Source organism: Leclercia sp. UBA7405 (assembly GCF_037152215.1).
Lineage (GTDB): Bacteria > Pseudomonadota > Gammaproteobacteria > Enterobacterales > Enterobacteriaceae > Enterobacter > Enterobacter pneumoniae.
This window is the reverse complement of record NZ_JBBCMR010000002.1, coordinates 402,375-423,449: the sequence shown is the minus strand read 5'-3', so window position 1 is coordinate 423,449 and position 21,075 is coordinate 402,375. Positions and strand designations below refer to the sequence as shown.

General features: G+C 56.7%; 21 protein-coding genes. 12 read left to right on the top strand and 9 right to left on the bottom strand.

The features are described from left to right. Positions 1-28: 28 nt before the first annotated feature. From WFN75_RS14270 to yjgA, 3 genes are all read right to left on the bottom strand, one after another. Positions 29-352, bottom strand: coding sequence for a DUF5862 family protein (locus WFN75_RS14270; RefSeq protein ID WP_212478334.1), 324 nt, complete (start codon positions 350-352; stop codon positions 29-31). 247 nt (positions 353-599) lie between these two features. Further along, the gene (locus tag WFN75_RS14265; RefSeq protein WP_212478333.1) at positions 600-923 is read right to left on the bottom strand and encodes a DUF5862 family protein; all 324 of its coding nucleotides are present in this window, start codon (positions 921-923) and stop codon (positions 600-602) included. Between the two features lie 621 nt (positions 924-1,544). Further along, entirely contained in the window at positions 1,545-2,096 is a 552-nt protein-coding gene (gene yjgA / locus WFN75_RS14260; RefSeq protein WP_040077448.1) for a ribosome biogenesis factor YjgA, read from the bottom strand. A 95-nt stretch (positions 2,097-2,191) separates the two neighbouring features. Between yjgA and pmbA the strand changes: the two genes are divergently transcribed. Together pmbA and cybC are read left to right on the top strand one after the other, a co-directional pair. Continuing rightward, positions 2,192-3,544, top strand: coding sequence for a metalloprotease PmbA (gene pmbA / locus WFN75_RS14255; protein WP_040077447.1), 1,353 nt, complete (start codon positions 2,192-2,194; stop codon positions 3,542-3,544). A 51-nt stretch (positions 3,545-3,595) separates the two neighbouring features. After that, on the top strand, positions 3,596-3,982 hold the full coding sequence (cybC, locus tag WFN75_RS14250) for a cytochrome b562 (protein ID WP_040077446.1): 387 nt from the start codon (positions 3,596-3,598) through the stop codon (positions 3,980-3,982). A gap of 70 nt (positions 3,983-4,052) precedes the next feature. On the opposite strand, the gene WFN75_RS14245 is transcribed toward cybC, so the two are convergent. Continuing rightward, positions 4,053-4,175: a Hok/Gef family protein gene (locus WFN75_RS14245; RefSeq protein ID WP_233803611.1), complete on the bottom strand. Its 123-nt coding sequence runs from the start codon at positions 4,173-4,175 to the stop codon at positions 4,053-4,055. Between the two features lie 450 nt (positions 4,176-4,625). Between WFN75_RS14245 and WFN75_RS14240 the strand changes: the two genes are divergently transcribed. The 10 genes from WFN75_RS14240 (at position 4,626) to WFN75_RS14195 (ending at position 13,290) form a co-directional block, all read left to right on the top strand. After that, complete coding sequence (locus WFN75_RS14240; RefSeq protein ID WP_154298914.1) at positions 4,626-4,964, top strand: PRD domain-containing protein; 339 nt, start codon at positions 4,626-4,628, stop codon at positions 4,962-4,964. Between the two features lie 11 nt (positions 4,965-4,975). Then, the gene (locus tag WFN75_RS14235) at positions 4,976-5,338 is read left to right on the top strand and encodes an SFCGS family glycine-rich protein (RefSeq protein WP_002437459.1); all 363 of its coding nucleotides are present in this window, start codon (positions 4,976-4,978) and stop codon (positions 5,336-5,338) included. Between the two features lie 2 nt (positions 5,339-5,340). Beyond that, entirely contained in the window at positions 5,341-5,640 is a 300-nt protein-coding gene (locus tag WFN75_RS14230; protein WP_040077441.1) for a DUF4312 family protein, read from the top strand. 22 nt (positions 5,641-5,662) lie between these two features. Continuing rightward, positions 5,663-6,439, top strand: coding sequence for a DUF4311 domain-containing protein (locus tag WFN75_RS14225; RefSeq protein ID WP_040077439.1), 777 nt, complete (start codon positions 5,663-5,665; stop codon positions 6,437-6,439). A 13-nt stretch (positions 6,440-6,452) separates the two neighbouring features. Further along, positions 6,453-7,094 (top strand): DUF4310 family protein, encoded by a 642-nt coding sequence (locus WFN75_RS14220; RefSeq protein ID WP_006179056.1) that lies wholly within the window; start codon positions 6,453-6,455, stop codon positions 7,092-7,094. A gap of 42 nt (positions 7,095-7,136) precedes the next feature. After that, the gene (locus WFN75_RS14215) at positions 7,137-8,270 is read left to right on the top strand and encodes an amidohydrolase/deacetylase family metallohydrolase (protein WP_336996382.1); all 1,134 of its coding nucleotides are present in this window, start codon (positions 7,137-7,139) and stop codon (positions 8,268-8,270) included. Further along, the gene (locus WFN75_RS14210; RefSeq protein ID WP_336996381.1) at positions 8,254-9,372 is read left to right on the top strand and encodes a DgaE family pyridoxal phosphate-dependent ammonia lyase; all 1,119 of its coding nucleotides are present in this window, start codon (positions 8,254-8,256) and stop codon (positions 9,370-9,372) included. Before WFN75_RS14215 ends, WFN75_RS14210 begins: the two co-directional genes overlap by 17 nt. Then, positions 9,369-10,109 (top strand): 2-dehydro-3-deoxy-phosphogluconate aldolase, encoded by a 741-nt coding sequence (gene dagF / locus WFN75_RS14205; protein ID WP_286808370.1) that lies wholly within the window; start codon positions 9,369-9,371, stop codon positions 10,107-10,109. Before WFN75_RS14210 ends, dagF begins: the two co-directional genes overlap by 4 nt. Before the next feature lie 114 nt (positions 10,110-10,223). Continuing rightward, the gene (locus WFN75_RS14200; RefSeq protein WP_336996380.1) at positions 10,224-11,360 is read left to right on the top strand and encodes a lactonase family protein; all 1,137 of its coding nucleotides are present in this window, start codon (positions 10,224-10,226) and stop codon (positions 11,358-11,360) included. A gap of 19 nt (positions 11,361-11,379) precedes the next feature. Then, positions 11,380-13,290, top strand: a complete 1,911-nt coding sequence (locus WFN75_RS14195) for a BglG family transcription antiterminator (RefSeq protein WP_040077433.1) — start codon at positions 11,380-11,382, stop codon at positions 13,288-13,290. Here WFN75_RS14195 and nrdG read toward each other — a convergent pair. The 5 genes from nrdG to treR form a co-directional block, all read right to left on the bottom strand. Beyond that, positions 13,287-13,751 (bottom strand): anaerobic ribonucleoside-triphosphate reductase-activating protein, encoded by a 465-nt coding sequence (gene nrdG, locus WFN75_RS14190; RefSeq protein WP_336996379.1) that lies wholly within the window; start codon positions 13,749-13,751, stop codon positions 13,287-13,289. The two genes, WFN75_RS14195 and nrdG, sit on opposite strands and share 4 nt — an antisense overlap. A 146-nt stretch (positions 13,752-13,897) precedes the next feature. Next, positions 13,898-16,036 (bottom strand): anaerobic ribonucleoside-triphosphate reductase, encoded by a 2,139-nt coding sequence (gene nrdD, locus WFN75_RS14185; RefSeq protein ID WP_046886426.1) that lies wholly within the window; start codon positions 16,034-16,036, stop codon positions 13,898-13,900. A 373-nt stretch (positions 16,037-16,409) separates the two neighbouring features. Next, the gene (treC, locus tag WFN75_RS14180; protein WP_336996378.1) at positions 16,410-18,065 is read right to left on the bottom strand and encodes an alpha,alpha-phosphotrehalase; all 1,656 of its coding nucleotides are present in this window, start codon (positions 18,063-18,065) and stop codon (positions 16,410-16,412) included. A 48-nt stretch (positions 18,066-18,113) separates the two neighbouring features. After that, positions 18,114-19,532 carry a PTS trehalose transporter subunit IIBC gene (gene treB / locus WFN75_RS14175; RefSeq protein ID WP_263617457.1) on the bottom strand — a complete coding sequence of 473 codons (1,419 nt, stop codon included), beginning with the start codon at positions 19,530-19,532 and terminating at the stop codon, positions 18,114-18,116. A 125-nt stretch (positions 19,533-19,657) separates the two neighbouring features. Beyond that, on the bottom strand, positions 19,658-20,605 hold the full coding sequence (gene treR, locus WFN75_RS14170; protein ID WP_212478323.1) for a trehalose operon repressor TreR: 948 nt from the start codon (positions 20,603-20,605) through the stop codon (positions 19,658-19,660). Between the last annotated feature and the right edge of the window lie 470 nt (positions 20,606-21,075).

Sequence of the window (21,075 nt, the reverse complement as noted above, 5' to 3'; positions counted from 1 at the left end):
TGCCTCAGGCAGGGTCATCATAAATGACTTAAATTGAGCCAAATGCCTGACCCGCCGGACCAAAGGTCGCGCGATAGTCATGCAGCGTTTCCGCAATAACATCACGGCCCATCATAAATCCACCTACAACGCCAAACAGTGCGCCGCAGACAACACCAATGACCGCGGTTACCGCCTGGTTGATGCCACCCACAACTAATCCGCCGGCACCACTGACTTTTCCGCCAACGGCCACGCCAGTGGAAATGCCGTCAAAAATACCCCAGACAGCCCCTTCGAAACGCTGTTCAGCGGTTAATGCAGCCGCGGCGGCGCTGACGACCTGCATTTCCATAATATTAAGTTCACGCATTTTCGATCTCCATTAATAATTGATTTATTCCTGAGTAAAAAACAAATTACAAAGCATTTTTAGTGGACCCGGTAATTTGCGGCAAAAAGATTAACAACTACTACAAGGAATGAGAAGAGAGTAAGTATTGCTTCACAAATGAAATATGAATATGAAGTGGAAAAATTTATATTAATTTAGACATTTATCTTAGCAACGATAACCAAATGCACGGGGATGACCCCGTGCACTGAAAAACTAGACGCGCTTATATAGTACCGAATGCCTGACTCGCCGGCCCAAAGGTCGCGCGATAGTCATGCCAGGTCTCAGCGATAGCTTCGCGACCCACCATAAATCCACCGACTACGCCAAACAGTGCGCCGCAGACGACACCAATGACTGCACTGACGGCCTGGTTGATACCGCCTATGACTAATCCACCCGCACCGCTGACCTTGCCGCCTACTGCCACGCCGGTGGAAATACCGTCAAAAAACCCCCAGACAGCCCCTTCGAAACGCTGGTCAGCGGTTAATTCACCTGCGGCAGCACTGACGACCTGCATTTCCATAACGTTAAGTTCACGCATTTTTAATCTCCATTGATAATTTATTTCATCCTGAGTAAAACACAAATTACAGAGCGTCTTTTAATATACCCCGTAATCTGCCGAAAAATGGTAGCAACAAATGAACATGATGAGAAGGTGTGTGATTTTATTTCACGTATGAAATATGAATATGAAGCATAGTGGTGCAGAATTTATATGAGGAGTTCTTATGTTTATATTGCCTACAGAATATTTTTATGGAAGGATAACGCGCACTAATATTATTTTATATGGTAAGGCAAGAGGTAATAAACACTACTGGTCATTCTCATCCTTCCGTTAATTTTCCTGTCAATAAACCATATATGAAAAAAGTTGTCTGGGTCTTTTAAAAAAAGTCAGGGATTTATTCTGCAGCAGCGCTGACCGTCGCTATTTCCCGAAGTTTGGCAGATATGTTTTTTAAATATCAAGGCTGGCTCTTTTAAATTATTTAGACGAGAGGGAGAGAGGATGATTTTATTGGCGGCTTTCAACGATGAATTCTACTCAGACATCTGAATTCATCTCTGTATTTTTGGGTATATCAACTCATTGGAAAAATGCGTTAAGTCAGTGAATAAAGCGGTACAGGAAACGCCTGCACCGCTTTAATGCTTATCACTCTTCGTTTTCGGCCAGCTCGCGCAGATACTGGAAAATCAGACGCGCAGACTTCGGCGGCTTATTCCCTTCTTTCTCTTTCTTCGCGTTACGGATCAGCGAGCGCAACTGCTGGCGATCCGCCTCCGGCCACAGGTTCAGAACTTCCGGTACCGCGTCATCACCTTGTTCAATCAAACGATCGCGGATCTGCTCCAGTTTATGGAACAGGGCAACCTGCTGGTTGTGGCGATTTTTCAGCTTATCAAGAGCCTGGCGGATAGGATCAACGTCGCGCTGGCGCAACATTTTGCCAATCAGCTGCAGCTGGCGGCGACGGCCTTCTTTTTTGATTTTTTGTGCCAGTTCAATGGCGGCACGCAGGTCCGGGTCGAGCGGGATCTTATCCAGCGCGTTCTTACCCAGATCAACCATTTCTGCGCCAAGCTGTTTTAACTCTTCGGCGTCGCGTTTAATTTCACTTTTACTGACCCAGATGATCTCATCATCTTCGTCTTCGATGTCATCACCGGGAACGTCGTCGAGCCAGTCGTCGGGCTGCTTAGTCATGTCAGGCTCCTTAAAAAAAGAGGCTAATGTTACCAGTTAAGACGCGTACTGAGAAACGGTTCTCTGTTAGACTTCAGCTAACTACACCTTACATTATGGCATTTACGATGAAAGTGATCTCACAAGTTGCAGCGCAGCGTAAAGCACTGGAAGACGCAGTATCCACGGCGCTGGAGCTGGCTTCAGGGAAATCCGACGGGGCAGAAGTCGCCGTCAGCAAAACCACCGGCATCAGCGTAAGCACCCGCTATGGTGAAGTGGAAAACGTTGAATTTAATAGTGATGGTGCGCTGGGCATCACCGTTTATCATCAAAACCGCAAAGGCAGCGCCTCCTCTACCGACCTGAGTCCGGACGCCATCGCCCGTACCGTACAGGCAGCGCTGGATATTGCCCGCTACACATCGCCGGATCCTTTCGCCGGCGTCGCGGATAAAGAGTTACTGGCCTTTGATGCACCGGATCTCGATCTCTTCCACCCGGCAGAAATCTCGCCGGACGAAGCGATCGAACTGGCAGCCCGCGCCGAACAGGCCTCGCTGAAAGCCGATAAACGCATCACCAATACTGAAGGCGGCAGCTTTAACAGCCACTACGGCATTAAAGTTTTCGGCAACAGCCACGGCATGATGCAGGGCTATAGCTCGACGCGTCACTCCCTGTCGAGCTGCGTGATTGCCGAAGAGAATGGCGACATGGAGCGCGACTACGCCTACACCATTGGCCGGGCTTTCGGCGATTTACAGACGCCGGAATGGGTCGGTGAAGAGTGCGCTCGCCGCACGCTGTCTCGCCTGGCGCCGCGTAAACTTTCTACTATGAAAGCGCCGGTGATCTTTGCCAACGAAGTCGCCACCGGTCTGTTTGGTCACCTGGTGGGGGCGATCGCCGGCGGTGCGGTCTACCGCAAATCCACTTTCCTCCTCGATTCGCTGGGCAAACAGATCCTGCCGGAGTGGCTCACCATTGAAGAGCATCCACACCTGCTGAAAGGGCTGGCCTCAACGCCGTTCGACAGTGAAGGGGTACGCACAGAACGCCGCGATATCATCAAAGAGGGGATTCTCACCCAGTGGCTGCTCACCAGCTACTCGGCACGTAAACTCGGGCTGAAAAGCACCGGCCATGCGGGCGGCATTCATAACTGGCGCATAGAAGGGCAGGGGCTGAGCTTCGAGCAGATGCTGAAAGAGATGGGCACCGGGCTGGTGGTCACCGAGCTGATGGGGCAGGGCGTCAGCGGTATTACCGGTGATTACTCCCGTGGCGCGGCCGGTTTCTGGGTAGAAAATGGCGAGATTCAGTACCCGGTGAGCGAAATTACCATCGCCGGAAATCTAAAAGATATGTGGCGCAATATGGTCACGATCGGAAACGATATCGAAACACGCAGCAATATTCAGTGTGGTTCAGTACTGTTACCAGAGATGAAAATTGCTGGTGAGTAAAACAAGCGCGCCTGGCGCGCTTTTTTAATAACAAAAAAAAGGAAGTGAGCAATGCGTAAAAACCTGTTAGCTATCCTGGCGGCATCATCGCTGGTGTTGAGTTCATCTGTCTTCGCAGCCGATCTGGAAGACAACATGGATACCCTCGCTGAAAATCTGAAAGTGGTGCAAAAAACCGATAATGCGGATGAAATGAAAGCCGCATTAACGAAGATGCGCGCCGCCGCGGTCGATTCGCAGAAAGCGACACCGCCAAAGCTGGAAGACAAAGCTCCCGATAGCGCAGAGATGAAAGATTACCGTCAGGGTCTTGAGACGCTGGTCGGTCAGATCGATGGTGCACTGAAGCTGGCTAACGAAGGCAAAGTGAAAGAGGCGCGGGCCGCTGCGGATGCGTTTGCTGCCACCCGCAACGAGAACCACAAAAAATTCCGTTAAATGGGTGCCTGAGCTGTACGTCTTCTCCCCGTGTGCGGAGGCGCGCGAAACGCCTCCGCATGCTTGCTCCTTACTTACCGGAGCGACAATCCAGTCGCGCTACCACTTCGAAAGATCCGTTACGAAAACCGATCTCGCACAGTGTTTTCCTCGTTGCCAGTGTTAAGATGATTATTGTCAAAGAAATAATCATCAGAGCCCTGATAATGGGGTCTCTGCGTTTCATGGATGCCTCCTTGCTTTTATGCGGGCGAGGTAGCAAACGTCACGTGGTTGGACGTAATGTTTCGGGCCCCCGCCCTGATTTTATGTCAGGCGGGGCTTTCCACTTTCCGTCTCTTGCCTGAGACGGTCAGTCTCAAGCACCCGCAGCCACTCTATCCCATCCCCATAAGAAAACCTTATCTGCGTCACATTTCTACGAGGCTGCTCGTAAACTTTTCCACTTCGCTTTCCGTTATCTCCCGTTGAATAGCGTGATGCGCATCACGTAAACCCCGGGTTTTATCTCCAGTTCACCCATTTCTGTGGCACAGATCACTGGTGCCGCCCGCCTTTCCACTTCGAAGTGGAAAACAACTCGCTACAAACTCTCCACCTGCAACGTTAGTTTTATTCCAGAGCCATTAACGGGGTAAGACGAGTGATAAACGGAGCGGTAATGAACGACGTTGAGGACCAGGCAGCGAAAACTGAACAGCTCGCTGACACCATGCTAGAGCAGGTTTTTGCCCTGCTTGGCCGCCACACCATCATCCCCAATGACGTGCAAAAGCAGATGCTGACCTCCCACGTTCGCGCCATGGCGCACCGGTCAGTGACCGGCGAACCTTTGCCGGAGGTCGAAGCAGACCTGTTTGATGAAATTTCACCTGATTCAATGCGGCTTGCCCGTGAAGTGGTAGCGCAGTTTGGCAACCTTCCTGATGAAGAGGCCTGGCTACTCTCCGTTCACTTCGAAGTCGCGAAAGACAACCTTTAAGGAGCAACACAATGGAACAAATTACTGTGGTTATTGGCGATCGTCTGGGTAAAGGCCAAAAAGTGGCGGCAGGTGTAGAGAAAGCGGGCGGTCGTGCAGTGGTTGTGCCGGGCGTTGCGGCGGATATGAAGCTGGGCGATGTCATGAAAGCGGAAAACGCGACCTTCGGGATCTCTTTCTGCGGCAGCGGCGGTGCGGGTGCGATCACCGCGCAGACCAAATATGGATACAAAGCGAAATACGGCATGCGTTCCGTGGAAGAGGGCGTGACCGCCATCAACGAAGGCTGCAACGTACTGGGCTTTGGCTTTATGGATAAAGAAGAGCTGGGCGAGCGTCTGGTTCAGGCGTGGCAGAAGAAGCACGGCGCATAAACATGAAAGAGCAATTCACCACCACGGTGAGAGTGAAAGGCAAGGGCGAGGCCAAAGCGCGCGCCTTTGCCGACGCGCTGAACCACGTTCAGGCCGCGGTGATGAAAGCATCGCCGCATATCTTACTGCGTATTGAGCCACAGGACGTGCAGGTTGTTCAGGCGCAAGAAGCGGTGCGGAAAGAGGCGTTTCTGTTCTTCTTTCTGCGCCGGGAAAGACGCACCTACAGCGTGGAGCTGGATGTGACCGTCAACGTGACTGCCATCAATCTGGACCAGGTGGACTTTGTCACGCAACGCTGATTCTTACTAATAGGGCAGACTAATGTTCCTGATAATTTTAATAAAATCGCTCATCATCGGCGGCCTGGTTGGCGTCGGCGTAGGCGCCGGGGCTGCACGCATGTTTCATGCGCCTACCACACAGGGTATGGGCGCGTTTCGTACGTTGGGGGAACTGAACTCCTGTGAAGGAGATCCGGCGTCTCACTTCTCCTTTGGGTTAGGCTTCTTCTTTAACGCCTGGGCCTCTTCCGTCGCAGCAGGCTCCTTCACGCAGGACGTTGACCATCGCATCATCCCGAACTGGGGCGCGGCTGCGCTGATGATCAAAAACCGTAACGTCGGCGAGACGCTGCACGACCCACGCAAAATGGCGATTGCCTGCGGCGTGATCGGCATGCTCGTCGTGACCTTCCTTAACCTTACCGCCTCTTCCGTTCCCGCCGCGCTTCAGGTCACCGCCGTGAAGGTGCTGGTCCCTGCGGCCAACCTGCTGGTGAATACCGTGATGCCGGTGATCTTCTGGCTGGCGGCCATCGACGCGGGTAAAAAATCGGGCTTCTGGGCCACCGTGTTTGGCGGCGCGGCGCAGCTGATCATGGGTAACGCCGTACCGGGTCTGGTGCTGGGCATCCTGATTGGTAAAGGCGTGGAAGAGAGCGGCTGGAACCACGTCACAAAAGTGATGATGGTGGCTATCGTTCTGCTGTTTGTGCTGAGCGGCTTCTTCCGCGGCTTCGACATGAAGATGATCGAATCCTTCCATCTGACCGTGCCGAACTGGCTCGACATGATCCACAACTCGCTCAGCGGTAAATAACAGGAGCCTCGATATGGAACAGAATAAAGGTTTTTGGTATGCCGACTGGTCGTTCCCGATCTTCGTTGGCCTGCTCTCCTCCGGCGTCTTCGCCGGGACACACATGTACTACCTGTACGGCATCGGCGCCTTTAACGAAGTGGCCTTCGTGGCGATGCTGAAAGCGGGAATGGATACCGGCGTGTACGGCGCGGTTGCCGCGTTCGGCGCCAGCTTCCTGTTCGCGCGCATCATTGAAGGGTCGCTGGTCGGTATTCTGGATATCGGCGGGGCGATCCAGACCGGCGTAGGCCTGGGTGTACCGGCGCTGCTGCTGGGCGCGGGGATTATGTTCCCGGTGACCAACTTTATCGCCGCCCTGATAACCGGTCTGGTGATTGGCCTGGCGATTGGCTACGTCATCATTCTGGCGCGTAAGTTCACCATCAACCAGAGCAACTCCACCTACGGCGCAGACGTGATGATGGGCGCGGGTAACGCCTCCGGCCGCTTCCTTGGGCCGTTGATTATCCTCAGCGCCATGACCGCCTCCATTCCGATCGGCGTGGGTTCTCTGCTGGGCGCACTGCTGTTTTACATCTGGCAGAAGCCGATTACCGGCGGCGCCATCCTCGGTGCGATGCTGTTGGGCTGGCTGTTCCCGGTCGCCCTTTAATACCCGCGGGCGCTTCGGCGCCCGCTCCTTCAGGAGATACGCATGTTTGATTTACTCCTGCGCCGTGCGCGCCTTACCGACGATACCCTGACCGATATCGCCATTCAGGACGGGAAAATCGCGGCGCTGGGCGAAATTGACGCTCCCGCACGTAAAACGGTCGAGCTGAACGGCGATGTGTTTGTCAGCGCCGGATGGATCGATTCTCACGTTCACTGCTACCCGAACTCCCCGATTTACCACGACGAGCCGGACAGCGTTGGCATTGCCACCGGCGTCACCTCCGTGGTAGACGCAGGCAGTACCGGGGCCGACGACGTTGACGATTTCTACGCGATTACCCGCAAGGCCACAACCGAGGTCTTTGCCCTGCTGAACATCTCCCGCGTTGGGCTGATCGCCCAAAATGAACTCGCCAATATGGCGAATATCGACGCCGGGGCGGTAAAGGAGGCGGTAACACGCCACCCTGATTTTATCGTCGGCCTGAAGGCGCGCATGAGCAGCAGCGTGGTGGGTGAAAACGGCATTACGCCGCTGGTGCGCGCGAAAGCCATTCAGAAAGAGAACGGCGATCTGCCGCTGATGGTGCACATCGGCAACAACCCGCCGAACCTCGATGAAATTGCCGAACTGCTGAGCAGCGGCGATATCATCACCCACTGCTACAACGGCAAGCCGAACCGCATTCTGACCCCCTCCGGTGAGCTGCGCGCGTCTATCACCGCCGCCCTGAAGCGCGGCGTGCGACTCGACGTCGGCCACGGCACGGCGAGCTTTAGCTTTGAAGTGGCGAAACGCGCCATCGCGATGGGCATTCTGCCGCACACCATCAGCTCGGATATCTACTGCCGCAACCGCATCAACGGTCCGGTCGGCTCACTGGCGAGCGTGATGTCGAAATTCCTCGCCATCGGCATGTCGCTGCCGCAGGTGATCGCCTGCGTGACCGAAAACGCCGCCGACGGCCTGCGCCTGACGCGCAAAGGGCGCATTCAGCCGGGTCTCGATGCCGACCTGACGCTCTTCACCGTTAAACGTCAGCCGACGCTGTTGACCGATGCTGAAAACGACAGCCTGCAGGCTGAACATATTCTGGTGCCGCTTGCCGCCATCCGCGCGGGCAAGGGCTACATGACCGAACAAGGGAGCACGGAACATGCCTTCGATTTTTGAAAAGTACAATTTAAAGCAGGTTATCAACACCTCTGGCCGTATGACGGCGCTGGGTGTCTCCACGCCGCGCCCGGAGGTGGTGCAGGCGGCGATGGACGGCATGAATCAGTACTTCGAAATGAAAGACCTGGTGAACAAAACCGGGGAGTACATCGCAAAGCTGCTGGACGTGGAAGGGGCGACGGTGGTTTCGTGTGCGTCTGCGGGTATCGCGCAATCCGTGGCAGCGGTGCTGGTCAAAGAGAGCGACTGGCTGCTGGAAAACCTGCACATCACCCCGATTGAGAACAATGAAATCGTCCTGCCGAAAGGGCATAACGTCAACTTCGGCGCGCCGGTCGGCACCATGGTAGCGCTGGGCGGCGGCAAGCTGGTGGAAGCCGGCTACGCGAACGAATGCTCTGCCGACCAGCTGGCGGCGGCGATCACCCCGCGTACGGCGGCGATCCTCTATATTAAATCTCACCACTGCGTGCAGAAAAGTATGCTCAGCGTCGAGCAGGCGGCGGTGGTCGCCCGTAAACACGATCTGCCGCTGATCGTAGATGCCGCCGCGGAAGAAGATCTGCATGTCTATTACCGCTCCGGCGCGGACCTGGTGATCTACAGCGGCGCGAAGGCAATCGAAGGCCCGACCAGCGGCCTGGTGATCGGCAAAACCCAGTACGTCGAGTGGGTGAAACGCCAGACGGCGGGCATTGGCCGCGCCATGAAGGTGGGTAAAGAGGGGATCCTCGGCCTGACCTGCGCCATCGAACACTACCTGACGGCGACCAAAGAGAGCGGGGCGGAGATGGTGGCGAAGATGACGCCGTTTATCGATGCGCTTAACACCCTGAACGGCGTCACGGCGCGTGTAGTCTGGGACAGCGCCGGACGTGATATCGCCCGCGCAGAAATTAAGTTTGACGAAGCCACCACCGGCGTCGGCACCGGTGACCTTGTGCACGCCCTGAAGCAGGGCGAATACGCCATCTACTTCCGTGGTTACAAGGCCAACGAAGGGATTATCGAGGCGGACGTGCGCAGCGTGAATGCTGACCAGCTGAATATTGTGTACCGCCGCATTAGCGAAGTAGTAGGACAGGAGAAAAAGGCATGAAACTGACCCCCAATTTTTACCGTGACCGTGTCTGCCTGAACGTGCTGGCAGGCTCCAAAGCCAACGCCAGCGCCATCTACGAGGCGGCGGAAGGCCACGTTCTGGTGGGCGTGCTCTCCAAAAATTATCCGGACGTAGACAGCGCGGTCGCCGACATGCGCGAGTATGCCGCGCTTATCGATAACGCGCTTTCCGTGGGGCTGGGGGCGGGCGATCCGAACCAGTCTGCAATGGTGAGCGAAATCTCCCGTCAGGTGCAGCCGCAGCACGTTAATCAGGTCTTTACCGGCGTCGCCACCAGCCGTGCGCTGCTGGGGCAGAGTGAGTCCGTGGTAAACGGCCTGGTCTCGCCAACCGGCACCGTCGGCATGGTCAAGATCTCCACCGGCCCGCTGAGCAGCGCGGCACCGGACGGGATCGTCCCGGTTGAAACCGCCATTGCCCTGCTGAAAGATTTCGGCGGCAGCTCCATCAAATACTTCCCGATGGGCGGTCTGAAGTGCCGCGATGAGTACCAGGCGGTGGCGCAAGCCTGCGCCCGTCACGACTTCTGGCTCGAGCCGACCGGCGGTATCGATCTGGAAAACTTTGAAGCGATCCTGCAGATTGCCCTGGACGCGGGCGTGAGCAAGATCATTCCGCATATTTACAGTTCGATTATCGATAAAGCCAGCGGCGATACGCGCCCGGAAGATGTGCGCACGCTGCTGGAGATGACGAAGAAGCTGGTGAAATAAAAACTGCCCCTCACCCTAACCCTCTCCCAAAGGGAGAGGGAACCTTTACCCCCTCTCCCTTTGGGAGAGGGCCGGGGTGAGGGGCACAAACCGCACAAACCCAAAGGAGCCACCATGCACACCCGCAATCTGCTCGTCGCTTCACTCTCGTTACTCGCTACTACCGCCGTCGCCCAGACGCAGTACGCCTGGGTGGGAACCTACAACCCGAACGGTGAAGGGCTGTACCGCTTTACCCTCGACCCGCAAACCGGCGCGCTCGCGAACAAAACGCTGGTGAGCAAACTGCCGAACGCCGCGCAGCTGACCGTCTCGCACGACGGCAAAACGCTCTATCTGGCAAGCGAGGTGGAGCAGGGGGTAGTGCAGGCGCTGCGCATCGGTGATAACGGCGAGCTGAGCGAGTTAAATCAGGTGGCCTCCGGCGGCGCGGGGCCGGTCTATCTCGCTCTGACGCCGGACGGTCAGCATCTGCTGGTGGCGAACTACGTGAGCGGGTCAATCGCCGTTTTACCGGTGAAGGCGGACGGCAGCCTGGGCGAGGCCACGGATACCCACCAGGATAGCAGGGAACCGGGCGCGGCCAAACCCGAGGCGGCAGTGGAGGGCAGCTTCGCCATTAGCGATCACAATGGTCCCCATGCCCACATGATCGCCGCCGATCCGAGCGGGAAGTACGTGTTTTCCACCGATCTGGGGCTGGATCGGATCTACCAGTACCGTTTTGACGATCAAACCGGCAAGCTGACGCCCAACGATCCGCCGTTCATTAACGCCTCCTCGAAAGGGGCCGGGCCGCGCCACTTCGTCTTCACACCAAAAGGCGATGCCCTGTGGTTGATTAACGAAGAGGCCTCGACGCTGACCCATTACGCGGTGAACAGCGACGGCCAGCTCAAAGAGGGCAAAACCCTCTCCGCCCTGCCGGAAGGTTACAAAGGCACCAGTTTTGCCGCCGGGCTGGCATTAAGTGCTGATGGAAAGCAGCTCTACGTGGCTAACCGATTGCATAACAGCATCGGGCACTTTACCGTAACAGCCGATGGCACGCTGACGCATCAGGACGACGTCTGGACGCGGGGTGATTATCCGCGCACCCTCACGCTTGATAAGCAGGGACGCTGGCTGTACGTCATGAACCAGCGCAGCGATAACATTACCCGTTTCCGCGTGGCGCAGGACGGCAAGCTCCGCTTCGAGCCGGACTATACCCCGGTCGGCAGCCCATCCCAGATGGTCATTTCACCTTAAGCTGTAAGAGGACATCCCCGTGCGATTCCCGAACCAACGTTTAGCGCAACTTTTCGACCTGTTGCAAAACGAGACGCTGCCGCAGGACGAACTGGCGCAGCGGCTGTCGGTCTCCACGCGAACCGTCCGTGCTGATATCACCGCCCTGAACGCGCTGCTGGCGAGCCACGGCGCGCAGTTTATTCTGAGCCGTGGCAATGGCTATCAACTCAAAATTGACGACGCCGAGCGTTATCAGCAGCTGCAGTCATCTCACCCGCGCGCGCTGCGTATTCCGCGAACCGGGCCGGAGCGGGTGCACTACCTGGTGGTGCGTTTTCTTACCTCGGCTTTTTCCCTCAAGCTGGAAGATTTGGCCGACGAGTGGTTTATCAGCCGTGCCACCCTGCAAAGTGACATGGTTGAAGTTCGGGAATGGTTTACCCGCTATAACCTGACGCTGGAGACGCGTCCGCGCCACGGTATGAAGCTGTTTGGCAGCGAGATGTCCATTCGCGCCTGCCTGACCGATTTGCTGTGGGAACTGGCGCAGCAGGACGGCCTGAATCCGCTGGTCACCGAGGTGGCGCTGAACGCAGGCGTTCCGGAACAGCTGGTGGCCGTACTCCACGATACTCTAACCCGCCATCACATCCGCCTTACCGATGAGGGGGAGCTGTTTGTCCGCCTCTACTGCGCGGTGTCGGTACGTCGCATCAGCGAAGGCTACCCGCTGCCGGAGTTCAGCGCGGAAGATGTGGAAGAGAACGTACGGGATGCCGCAAAGGATATTGCCGCGGCGATAGCGCTTCTGGCGGATAAAGCGCTGGCCCCCTCCGAAGAGAACTGGCTCTGCGTGCACCTTGCGGCGCGCCAGATCCAGGATATCGCCCCCAGCGCCATCAATGCCGACGACGACGAAGCGCTGGTTAACTATATTCTGGGTTATATCAACACCCACTATAACTACAACCTGCTCAGCGATGCCCAGCTGCATGCGGATCTGCTCACGCACATCAAGACCATGATCACCCGGGTGCGTTATCAGATCATGATCCCCAACCCGCTGCTGGATAACATCAAACAGCACTACCCGATGGCCTGGGATATGACTCTGGCCGCCGTGTCGAGTTGGGGCAAATATACCCCCTATGTCATCAGCGAAAACGAAATAGGTTTTCTGGTGCTGCATATCGGCGTGGGGCTGGAGCGTCACTACAATATCGGCTACCAGCGCCAGCCGCGGGTGCTGCTGGTGTGTGATGCCGGTAACGCGATGGTGCGAATGATCGAAGCGGTGCTGCAGCGCAAATACCCGCAGGTGGAGGTGACCCGCACCGTGACGCTGCGCGAGTACGAGCAGAGTGAGGCCATCGCCGAAGACTTTGTTATCTCTACCGCGCGTATCAGCGAAAAGGCCAAGCCGGTGGTGCAGATCGCCCCCTTTCCGACCGATTATCAACTGGAGCAGATTGGCAAGCTGGTGCTGGTGGACCGCACCCGCCCGTGGATGCTGGAGAAGTATTTCGACGCCGCTCATTTCCGCATTATTGACCAGCCCATCGACCAGCAGACGCTGTTCCGCCAGCTGTGTGAACAGCTTCAGTCAGAAGGCTTTGTAAACAGCGAATTTCTCGACTCGGTGATTGAACGTGAAGCCATCGTCAGCACCATGCTGGGCGATGGCATAGCGCTGCCGCACTCGCTGGGTCTGCTGGCGCAAAAGACCGTGGTCTATACGGTGCTGGCCCCGCAGGGGATCCAGTGGGGGGATGAAACCGCGCACGTTATCTTCCTGCTGGCCATTAGCAAAAGCGAGTACGAAGAGGCGATGGCGATCTACGATATTTTCGTCACCTTTTTACGCGAGCGGGCGATGGCGCGGCTGTGCGGCTGCGGTGATTTTGCGGCATTTAAAACGGTGGCGGTGGAGTGCCTGAGCCGCTTTTAACGCAGATGATGAACGACCTGATTGCTGCTGCCGCGCCAGATCAGCGCCGGGTCTTTTAAATCCTGCACAAATTTGCCGTCCACCAGCACGTTAATTAGATCCACCACTTCCCGCTGGGCGTCGTTCAGCTCATCCAGCTTATAGCCCGTCCAGACCCAGATGTCTTTGCCGCTGCAATCGCGGTGGATTCGCTTCACCAGCTTCAGGATCTCCGGCACATTCTGCGGGTGAAGGGGGTCACCGCCGGAGAGGGAGATCCCCTGGCGGTGAATGCGTGTGTCGTTCAGATCCTTGATGATCTGATCTTCCATCTCTGCCGTAAATGGCATGCCTGAGTTCAGACGCCAGGTGCTTTTGTTGTAACAGCCGGGGCATTCGTGAACGCAGCCTGCCACAAAGAGCGTGCAGCGGGTGCCGGGGCCGTTGACGATGTCGACGGGGTAGTACTGATGATAATTCATAGGTTTAACCTGATGCTCTTACCCCTCACCCCGCCCTCTCCCACAGGGAGAGGGAGAAAACCGGCGACAGGCATAACAACGTGCTCGATCGGTCCCCTCTCCCTTGAGGGAGAGGGGTAGGGTGAGGGGGAGAACCCGGTAAAAACTCAACCGAGCTGCCCATTCCCCAAATGCTTCACGCGGCGCTTCACCTCTTCCTGCTTCCCGGCGTTGAACGGACGCGCATCCGGGCTGCCAAGATAACCGCACACACGACGGGTGACGGACACCCGGGCGGCATCGTGGTTACCGCATTTCGGGCAGGTGAAGCCTTTGCTGGTGCACTCAAACTCACCGGTGAAGCCGCACTCATAGCACTCGTCGATTGGCGTGTTAGTACCGTAATAGGGCACATGCTGATAGCTGTAATCCCACACGTCTTCCAGCGCCTTCAGGTTGTGCTGAATGTTCGGGTACTCGCCGTAGCAGATGAAGCCGCCGTTGGCGATGGGCGGGTAGGCCGCTTCGAAGTCGATCTTGTCGTACGGGTTCACCTTCTTCTCCACGTCAAGGTGGAAGCTGTTGGTGTAATAACCTTTATCAGTTACGCCGTCGACCACGCCAAACTCCGCGGTATCCAGGCGGCAGAAGCGGTCGCAGAGGTTTTCGCTTGGGGTGCTGTAGAGGCTAAAGCCGTAGCCGGTTTCGTCTTTCCACTGGTCAACCGCGTCGCGCAGACGCTGCACAATCGCGACCCCTTTGGCGCGCAGGGCCGCGCTGTCATACATGTGCTTGTCGCCAAACAGCGCGTTAATGGTTTCGTGAATGCCGATATAGCCCAGCGAAATAGAGGCACGGCCGTTTTTGAAGATCTCCGCGACGTCGTCATCCGCTTTCAGGCGCACGCCGCATGCCCCTTCCATATAGAGAATGGGGGCGACGCGGGCTTTTACCCCTTCCAGACGGGCGATACGGGTCATCAGGGCCTTACGCGCCAGGGTCAAACGGCTCTCCAGCAACGACCAGAACGCCGCTTCATTACCCTTCGCCTCCAGCGCGATGCGCGGCAGATTAAGGCTAATCACGCCCAAATTGTTACGCCCGTCGTGGATCTGCTCGCCGTTTTCATCTTCGTACACGCCAAGGAAGCTGCGGCAGCCCATTGGCGTTTTGAACGAGCCGGTAACCTTAACGACCTGGTCATAGTTGAGGATGTCCGGGTACATGCGCTTACTCGCGCACTCCAGCGCCAGCTGTTTGATATCGTAGTTGGGATCGCCAAACTTATGGTTCAGGCCGTCGCGAATGGCGAAGACCAGCTTCGGAAACACCGCCGTTTTGCGGTTCTTGCCAAGGCCCGAGATGCGGTTGCGCAGAATCGACTGCTGGATCAGGCGCGACTCCCAGCTGGTGCCGAGACCAAATCCGAAGGTGACAAACGGCGTCTGACCGTTAGCGGTGTGCAGGGTGTTCACCTCATATTCCAGCGACTGGAAAGCGTCGTAGCACTCTTTCTCGGTGCGGGAGTGCGCGTAACCCTCTGCATCCGGGATCTGCCACTCCTGGGCGACTTTGCGGTGCTTCTCAAAGCTTGCCGTTACGAACGGGGCCAGCACTTCGTCAATGCGGTTGATGGTGGTCCCGCCGTAAATATGGCTGGCCACTTGGGCAATGATCTGTGCGGTGACGGCGGTGGCGGTAGAGATGGATTTTGGCGGCTCAATCTCGGCATTGCCCATCTTGAAGCCCTGGGTCAGCATCCCTTTCAGATCGATCAACATGCAGTTAAACATCGGGAAGAAGGGAGAGTAATCGAGATCGTGATAGTGGATCTCGCCGCGCTCATGCGCCTGCACCACGTCACGCGGCAGCAGGTGCTGACGGGCATAGTGTTTGGCCACGATCCCGGCCAGCAGATCGCGCTGAGTGGGGATCACTTTGCTGTCTTTGTTGGCGTTTTCGTTCAGCAGGGCCGGGTTGGTCTGCTCCACCAGGCCACGGATCTCCTGGTTCAGGCGGCCACGCTTCTCGCGCTGGATATCACGGTCATGGCGATACTCGATGTAAGCGCGCGCCAGCTGCTTATAGGGGCCGGACATCAGCTGGTTTTCCACCGCCGTCTGAATCTCATTGATATCGACCTGGCTGCGGCCGTTCATCTGGTTACAAACGACGTCTGCGACGGTGGCGCAATAATCTGCGTCATCGACTCCCGCTGCTTTAGCTGCACGCAGAATAGCTTCCTGAATGCGCTCTGATTTGAACGGCACTTTACAGCCATCACGTTTCATCACATGCGGTGTCATGATCACTCCATTTTATCTATTTATAACTACCGGTTATCCACAGAGGTGGAGAAGTATGCACTGGGCGCAATGGCACAGGGCCCAGCGACTTCCCGCGTTACCCACAGTTGTTATCCACAATTTCTTGTCATCTCGTTGTTGAAAGCGTAGACGCCTAATACAAGATGTTGGGTTGGCGTGCATTTTAAGTGCTACATATAGTGATTTGCATCAAACATGTTTGCGATTTATTTGATTCAGGACAAAGCAAAAAGACGAGCGTACAAATGGCGGGCGTTAGGACGATTGTAAATATGCAGAGAATAAAGCTGATTAAATATTCAACAAAAACAGCATAATAAGCCGGGGTAATTATTACGCCCGGCCTTCTGGTTTATGACTGCAGCCACCATACCGCTTCAAACGGGCGCAGCGTCATGGCAGCAGGATGGCTGGCCGTTTCGCTATAGTTGCTTATCACCGTCTGCCATTCCCCCTCTGCGGCCTCGGGCTGCCAGGACTGGCATGTCCGGCTCAGGTTGGCGACCACCATCAATGTTTGTCCCTGCCACTGACGGCGATAACACCAGAGGGAGGGATGTTCGGGCAGCAGGTCCTGATAATCGCCCCAGGTCAACACTGGAATCGCTTTGCGCAGGGCGATAAGCCGCTGGTAGGTATAAAACACCGAATCGGGATCGTTAAGCGCCGCCTGCACGTTGATGTCGCGGGTGTTATTGCACAGGGCAATCCAGGGTTCGCCCCCGGTAAAGCCCCCATTGAGGCTGGCATCCCACTGCATCGGGGTTCGGCTATTGTCGCGGGATTTGCTCGCCAGAATCGCCAGCAGCGCGTCCGCATCGTGTCCGGCGGTGCGCAGCCCGGCAAACATATTGTGGCTCTCTACGTCGCGATAGTCGGTAATGCGGGTAAAGTGCGGGTTGGTCATCCCAATCTCTTCACCCTGGTAGATGTATGGCGTGCCCTGCATACCGTGCAGCACCATCGCCAGCATCTTCGCCGCCGGGACGCGATACTCGCCCTCGTCGCCAAAGCGGGAGACGATGCGCGGCTGATCGTGGTTACACCAGAACAGCGCATTCCACGCCCGGTTGTGCATTCCCTGCTGCCAGTGACGGAAAAGAGCTTTGAGCGCCACGTAATCGGGTTGTGCCAGGGTCCACTTCTCGCCGTTGGGATAATCCACCTTCAGGTGGTGGAAATTAAAGGTCATGGACAGTTCGCGCCCGTCCAGCGCGGCATACTGCTGGCAGTGCTCCAGCGTGGTGGAGGACATCTCACCCACCGTCATCAGGTTACGCGGCGTAAAGACGTCGCGGCTCATCTCCTGCAAGTAATCATGAATGCGCGGCCCGTCGGTATAGAAACGACGCCCATCGCCCACCTCGTCGTCCGGGAAGGCCTGGTCCTTCGACACCAGGTTAATGACGTCGAGGCGCAGCCCGTCCACGCCGCGATCGGCCCAGAACGCGCAGACTTTTTTTAGCTCGTTACGCACCGCCGGATTTTCCCAGTTGAGATCGGCCTGCTCAGGGGCAAACAGATGCAGGTAGTACTGCTCGCTCTCCGTATGCCAGCGCCAGGCATTGCCGCCAAATTTAGAGCGCCAGTTATTCGGGAGCTGATCCGGGGTGCCGTCGCGCCAGATATAAAACTGTCGGTACGGGCTCGCTTTGTTGAGCGACTCGCGAAACCAGGCGTGCTGCGTGGAGGTATGATTGAAGACCATATCCAGCACGATGCGAATGCCGCGGGCGTGGGCGCCGGCGACCAGCTCATCAAAATCATCCAGCGTGCCGTAAGTCGGGTCGATGGCGGTATAGTTCGCCACGTCGTAGCCGTTATCCACCTGCGGGGAGATATAAAACGGGGTGAGCCAGATGGCATCAACGCCCAGCGTTTGCAGATAGTCGAGACGCTGCGTCACCCCGCGCAGGTCGCCGGTGCCGGAGCCGGTGGTGTCCTGGAAGCTTTTTGGATAGATCTGGTAGATAACGCCGTTTTGCCACCAGTGGGGAAGGGTAGTCATAATACGTTCCTGCAAATGCGAAGGGGCGCAAGGGCGCCCCGAAAAGAGTTAAATAATCTGCAGCGTGCCCTGGCGGAACTTGCGCTGATACATCACGGTGGTTAAAGCCATTGGCACGATGATGGCCACCGCCATCGCCAGCGCGAACACCTGCCAGAAGTCTGGCTGAATGGAGAGGATACCCGGCAGTCCGCCCACGCCGATGCCGTTCGCCATCACGCCGTTCAGGCCGCACAGCAGCGCCGCCAGACCTGAGCCGATCATGGCGCACAGCATTGGGAAGCGGTACTTGAGGTTGATGCCGTACATCGCCGGTTCAGTGACCCCCAGATAGGCAGAGATGGCCGCCGGAACCGAGATTTCGCGTTCGTTATGTTTGCGGCTCACCAGAATAATGCCGGTCACTGCCGAAGCCTGTGCGATGTTCGACAGGGCAATCAGCGGCCACATCGGGGTACCGCCCATGCTTTGAATCATCTGCATATCAATAGCGAGGGTGGTCTGGTGCACGCCGGTAATAACCAGCGGTGCATACAAGAAGCCAAACAGCGCGGCGCCCACCGGCGCGAAGCTGCCGATCATCAGGTGACGCATCGCCCAGGCGACGCCGTCGCCGATCATCCGGCCAAACGGGCCGATAAAGGCATGCGCGAGGAAGACCGCCAGAATCAACGACGTGACCGGCACCACCACCAGATAGAGGTAATCGGGCACTATGCGTTTTAAACGGGCTTCAATCATGCCCAGCGCCAGACCAGCCAGCAGTGCCGGGATCACCTGCGCCTGATAGCCTACTTTGGCGATGGTGAACAGGCCGAAGTTCCAGACTTCCGGCACCTGCTGACCCAGTAAGTAAGCGTTCATTAACTGCGGAGAGACCAGCGTGATGCCCAGCACAATCCCCAGAATGGGCGTCCCTCCCATCTTGCGCACCGCCGACCAGCAGATGCCCACCGGCAGATAGAAGAAGATGGCTTCGCCGATCAGCCACAGGAAGTCATTGATGCTTTGCAGCGTCGGGTAGAGCTGCACCAGGGTCTTGCCGTCGCTCATCGGCACATCGCCAATCACGTTGCGGAAGCCCAGAATCAAGCCGCCGCTGATTAACGCAGGCAGCAGCGGGAAGAAGATTTCGGCGAAATGTGAAATGAGCTGTTCATGCCACTTCATATTCTGTCGCGCCGCTTTTTTGGCCTGCTCTTTATCCGCTGACGCGTGGCCGGTCGTGGCGAGCAGGGCTTTGTAGTAATCGCCCACCTCGGTACCAATCACGACCTGGAACTGCCCGGCGTTAGTGAAGCACCCTTTCACCATCGACAACTCTTCAATGGCCTTCGGGTTGGCTTTGGCCGGATCGTTCAGCACGAAGCGCAGGCGGGTAATACAGTGGCTGACGGTGGCGATGTTTTCACGTCCACCAACCAGTACGATCAGCTGATCAATATCGTCTTGTTTTACTTTACTCATCATGAAGCCTCATGACACAGGTGTAGGGAAGGAACTGGACGCAAGGCTACTCTTTAAGCAGACGCACGAAAACGGGAACGTTCCCGAAACCCGGCGAAGATCACAATAAACCGTAACGGAAGGGATCAGGAGAGGGTGGCGGGAATGGTAATTCGTCGGGGTTCGCTGCGGCCGGTGATCTGCTCGATCAGCTGTAAAGCAGCCTGACGACCCGATTCGGCGTAGCCGGGATCGACGGTGATGATCTCCGGGTGCAGGAACTTCATCAAGGGGGTATTACCCACGCTGGCCAGCTGCAGGTTATCGATGCGCTGCTCTTGTAAGTACTTACTTGCTCCCAGCGCCAGGGTATCAGTGGCGCAGACCAGGGCGGTGGTTTGCGGCGTAAGCACGGCGGCCACCTGGTCATAGCCCTGCTTCATACTCAGCCCCGGCAGCGAGGCCACGGCAGGCAACGCCCGTTTTTTACAGAAGGAGAGATAAGCGTCATACCGGCGCTGGCCGGTGGTGATATCGCTGTGCGGCACCCCCAGATAGCTAATGTGGCGATGGCCGCCCTCATACAGGCGCTGCATCAGCGTCAGGATCGCCCCTTCGTCGTCATAGCAGACCGAGGCAAACCCGGCGGCATCGCGCGCCATCAGCACCAGCGAGGATTGCCACGGCGCGAGCATCTGCTCTTCTATGCCGGAAAAACCAAACAGCACCACGCCGTCGATATTGCGGCGCTGCAGCATGCCGAGGTGCTCTTCCACCATCTGCGGCGAGAACTTACTCTCCATCATGATGGGGTCGTAACCCTGCTCATAAAAGGCCGGCAGCATGGTCTGCACCGCCAGGTTTTCCGAGAGAGAGTCGAGACGCGTGACGATGATCGCCACCACTTTATCGCTCTGCCCACGCATGGCGCGCGCGGAACGAGAAGGGGAGAAGCCATGCTGTTCCATCACCGCCTCGACGCGTTCACGGGTACGCTGGCTGACACCGCTTTCGTTATTCAGCACGCGTGAAACGGTCGATTTGCCCACGCCGCTTAAGCGCGCGATGTCTTTGATGGTCAGGCGGTTCTGCATGCTCTGTTCCCTGTAATACGACAATGAAGTGATCAATAAGCCTAACAGTCTACCCCATTGGGCTCGTTTAATGGCCTGTTTGGGTCCGGACCGCGTTGTGCGTCTCCAGACTGGCCGTAATAAGTCGGCCCTGTGGAATAGGTTCTAATTCGGGCAGGGGGATCCGCAATGGGCAAAGTCTGGTTTACGTTTGGTTTAGTCCCCGGCGATTATCATACCGCCCGAAATGTCACTCACGGTATGGTTAAAACCCTATACTGCGCGTCGGCTTACTTTTTTTCTTACCGGAGGCTTTATGGATCCCGATCCCACCCCTCTCCCCCGACGGAGAGCCCCTTCACGCCGGTAAGCCTGTTTTCACTGCCTTACCGGATGCGTAAGGCAGTGACGTCCAAAAACGTCCCTGCATAAAACAGATCGCCTCTCAGGCGCGGCCTTGTCACGTCTGAAGGATATTCTGCACCCGCTGT

Excerpts from the sequence above, each read along its gene's own strand:
- WFN75_RS14265 (WP_212478333.1), bottom strand. The coding sequence starts at position 923 with ATGCGTGAACTTAACGTTATGGAAATGCAGGTCGTCAGTGCTGCCGCA.
- WFN75_RS14270 (WP_212478334.1), bottom strand. The coding sequence starts at position 352 with ATGCGTGAACTTAATATTATGGAAATGCAGGTCGTCAGCGCCGCCGCG.
- WFN75_RS14245 (WP_233803611.1), bottom strand. The coding sequence starts at position 4,175 with ATGATTATTTCTTTGACAATAATCATCTTAACACTGGCAACGAGGAAA.
- nrdG (WP_336996379.1), bottom strand. The coding sequence starts at position 13,751 with ATGAATTATCATCAGTACTACCCCGTCGACATCGTCAACGGCCCCGGC.
- dagF (WP_286808370.1), top strand. The coding sequence starts at position 9,369 with ATGAAACTGACCCCCAATTTTTACCGTGACCGTGTCTGCCTGAACGTG.
- treC (WP_336996378.1), bottom strand. The coding sequence starts at position 18,065 with ATGACTACCCTTCCCCACTGGTGGCAAAACGGCGTTATCTACCAGATC.
- WFN75_RS14215 (WP_336996382.1), top strand. The coding sequence starts at position 7,137 with ATGTTTGATTTACTCCTGCGCCGTGCGCGCCTTACCGACGATACCCTG.
- WFN75_RS14210 (WP_336996381.1), top strand. The coding sequence starts at position 8,254 with ATGCCTTCGATTTTTGAAAAGTACAATTTAAAGCAGGTTATCAACACC.
- treB (WP_263617457.1), bottom strand. The coding sequence starts at position 19,532 with ATGAGTAAAGTAAAACAAGACGATATTGATCAGCTGATCGTACTGGTT.
- yjgA (WP_040077448.1), bottom strand. The coding sequence starts at position 2,096 with ATGACTAAGCAGCCCGACGACTGGCTCGACGACGTTCCCGGTGATGAC.
- WFN75_RS14200 (WP_336996380.1), top strand. The coding sequence starts at position 10,224 with ATGCACACCCGCAATCTGCTCGTCGCTTCACTCTCGTTACTCGCTACT.
- WFN75_RS14220 (WP_006179056.1), top strand. The coding sequence starts at position 6,453 with ATGGAACAGAATAAAGGTTTTTGGTATGCCGACTGGTCGTTCCCGATC.
- cybC (WP_040077446.1), top strand. The coding sequence starts at position 3,596 with ATGCGTAAAAACCTGTTAGCTATCCTGGCGGCATCATCGCTGGTGTTG.
- treR (WP_212478323.1), bottom strand. The coding sequence starts at position 20,605 with ATGCAGAACCGCCTGACCATCAAAGACATCGCGCGCTTAAGCGGCGTG.
- WFN75_RS14235 (WP_002437459.1), top strand. The coding sequence starts at position 4,976 with ATGGAACAAATTACTGTGGTTATTGGCGATCGTCTGGGTAAAGGCCAA.
- nrdD (WP_046886426.1), bottom strand. The coding sequence starts at position 16,036 with ATGACACCGCATGTGATGAAACGTGATGGCTGTAAAGTGCCGTTCAAA.
- WFN75_RS14230 (WP_040077441.1), top strand. The coding sequence starts at position 5,341 with ATGAAAGAGCAATTCACCACCACGGTGAGAGTGAAAGGCAAGGGCGAG.
- WFN75_RS14225 (WP_040077439.1), top strand. The coding sequence starts at position 5,663 with ATGTTCCTGATAATTTTAATAAAATCGCTCATCATCGGCGGCCTGGTT.
- pmbA (WP_040077447.1), top strand. The coding sequence starts at position 2,192 with ATGGCATTTACGATGAAAGTGATCTCACAAGTTGCAGCGCAGCGTAAA.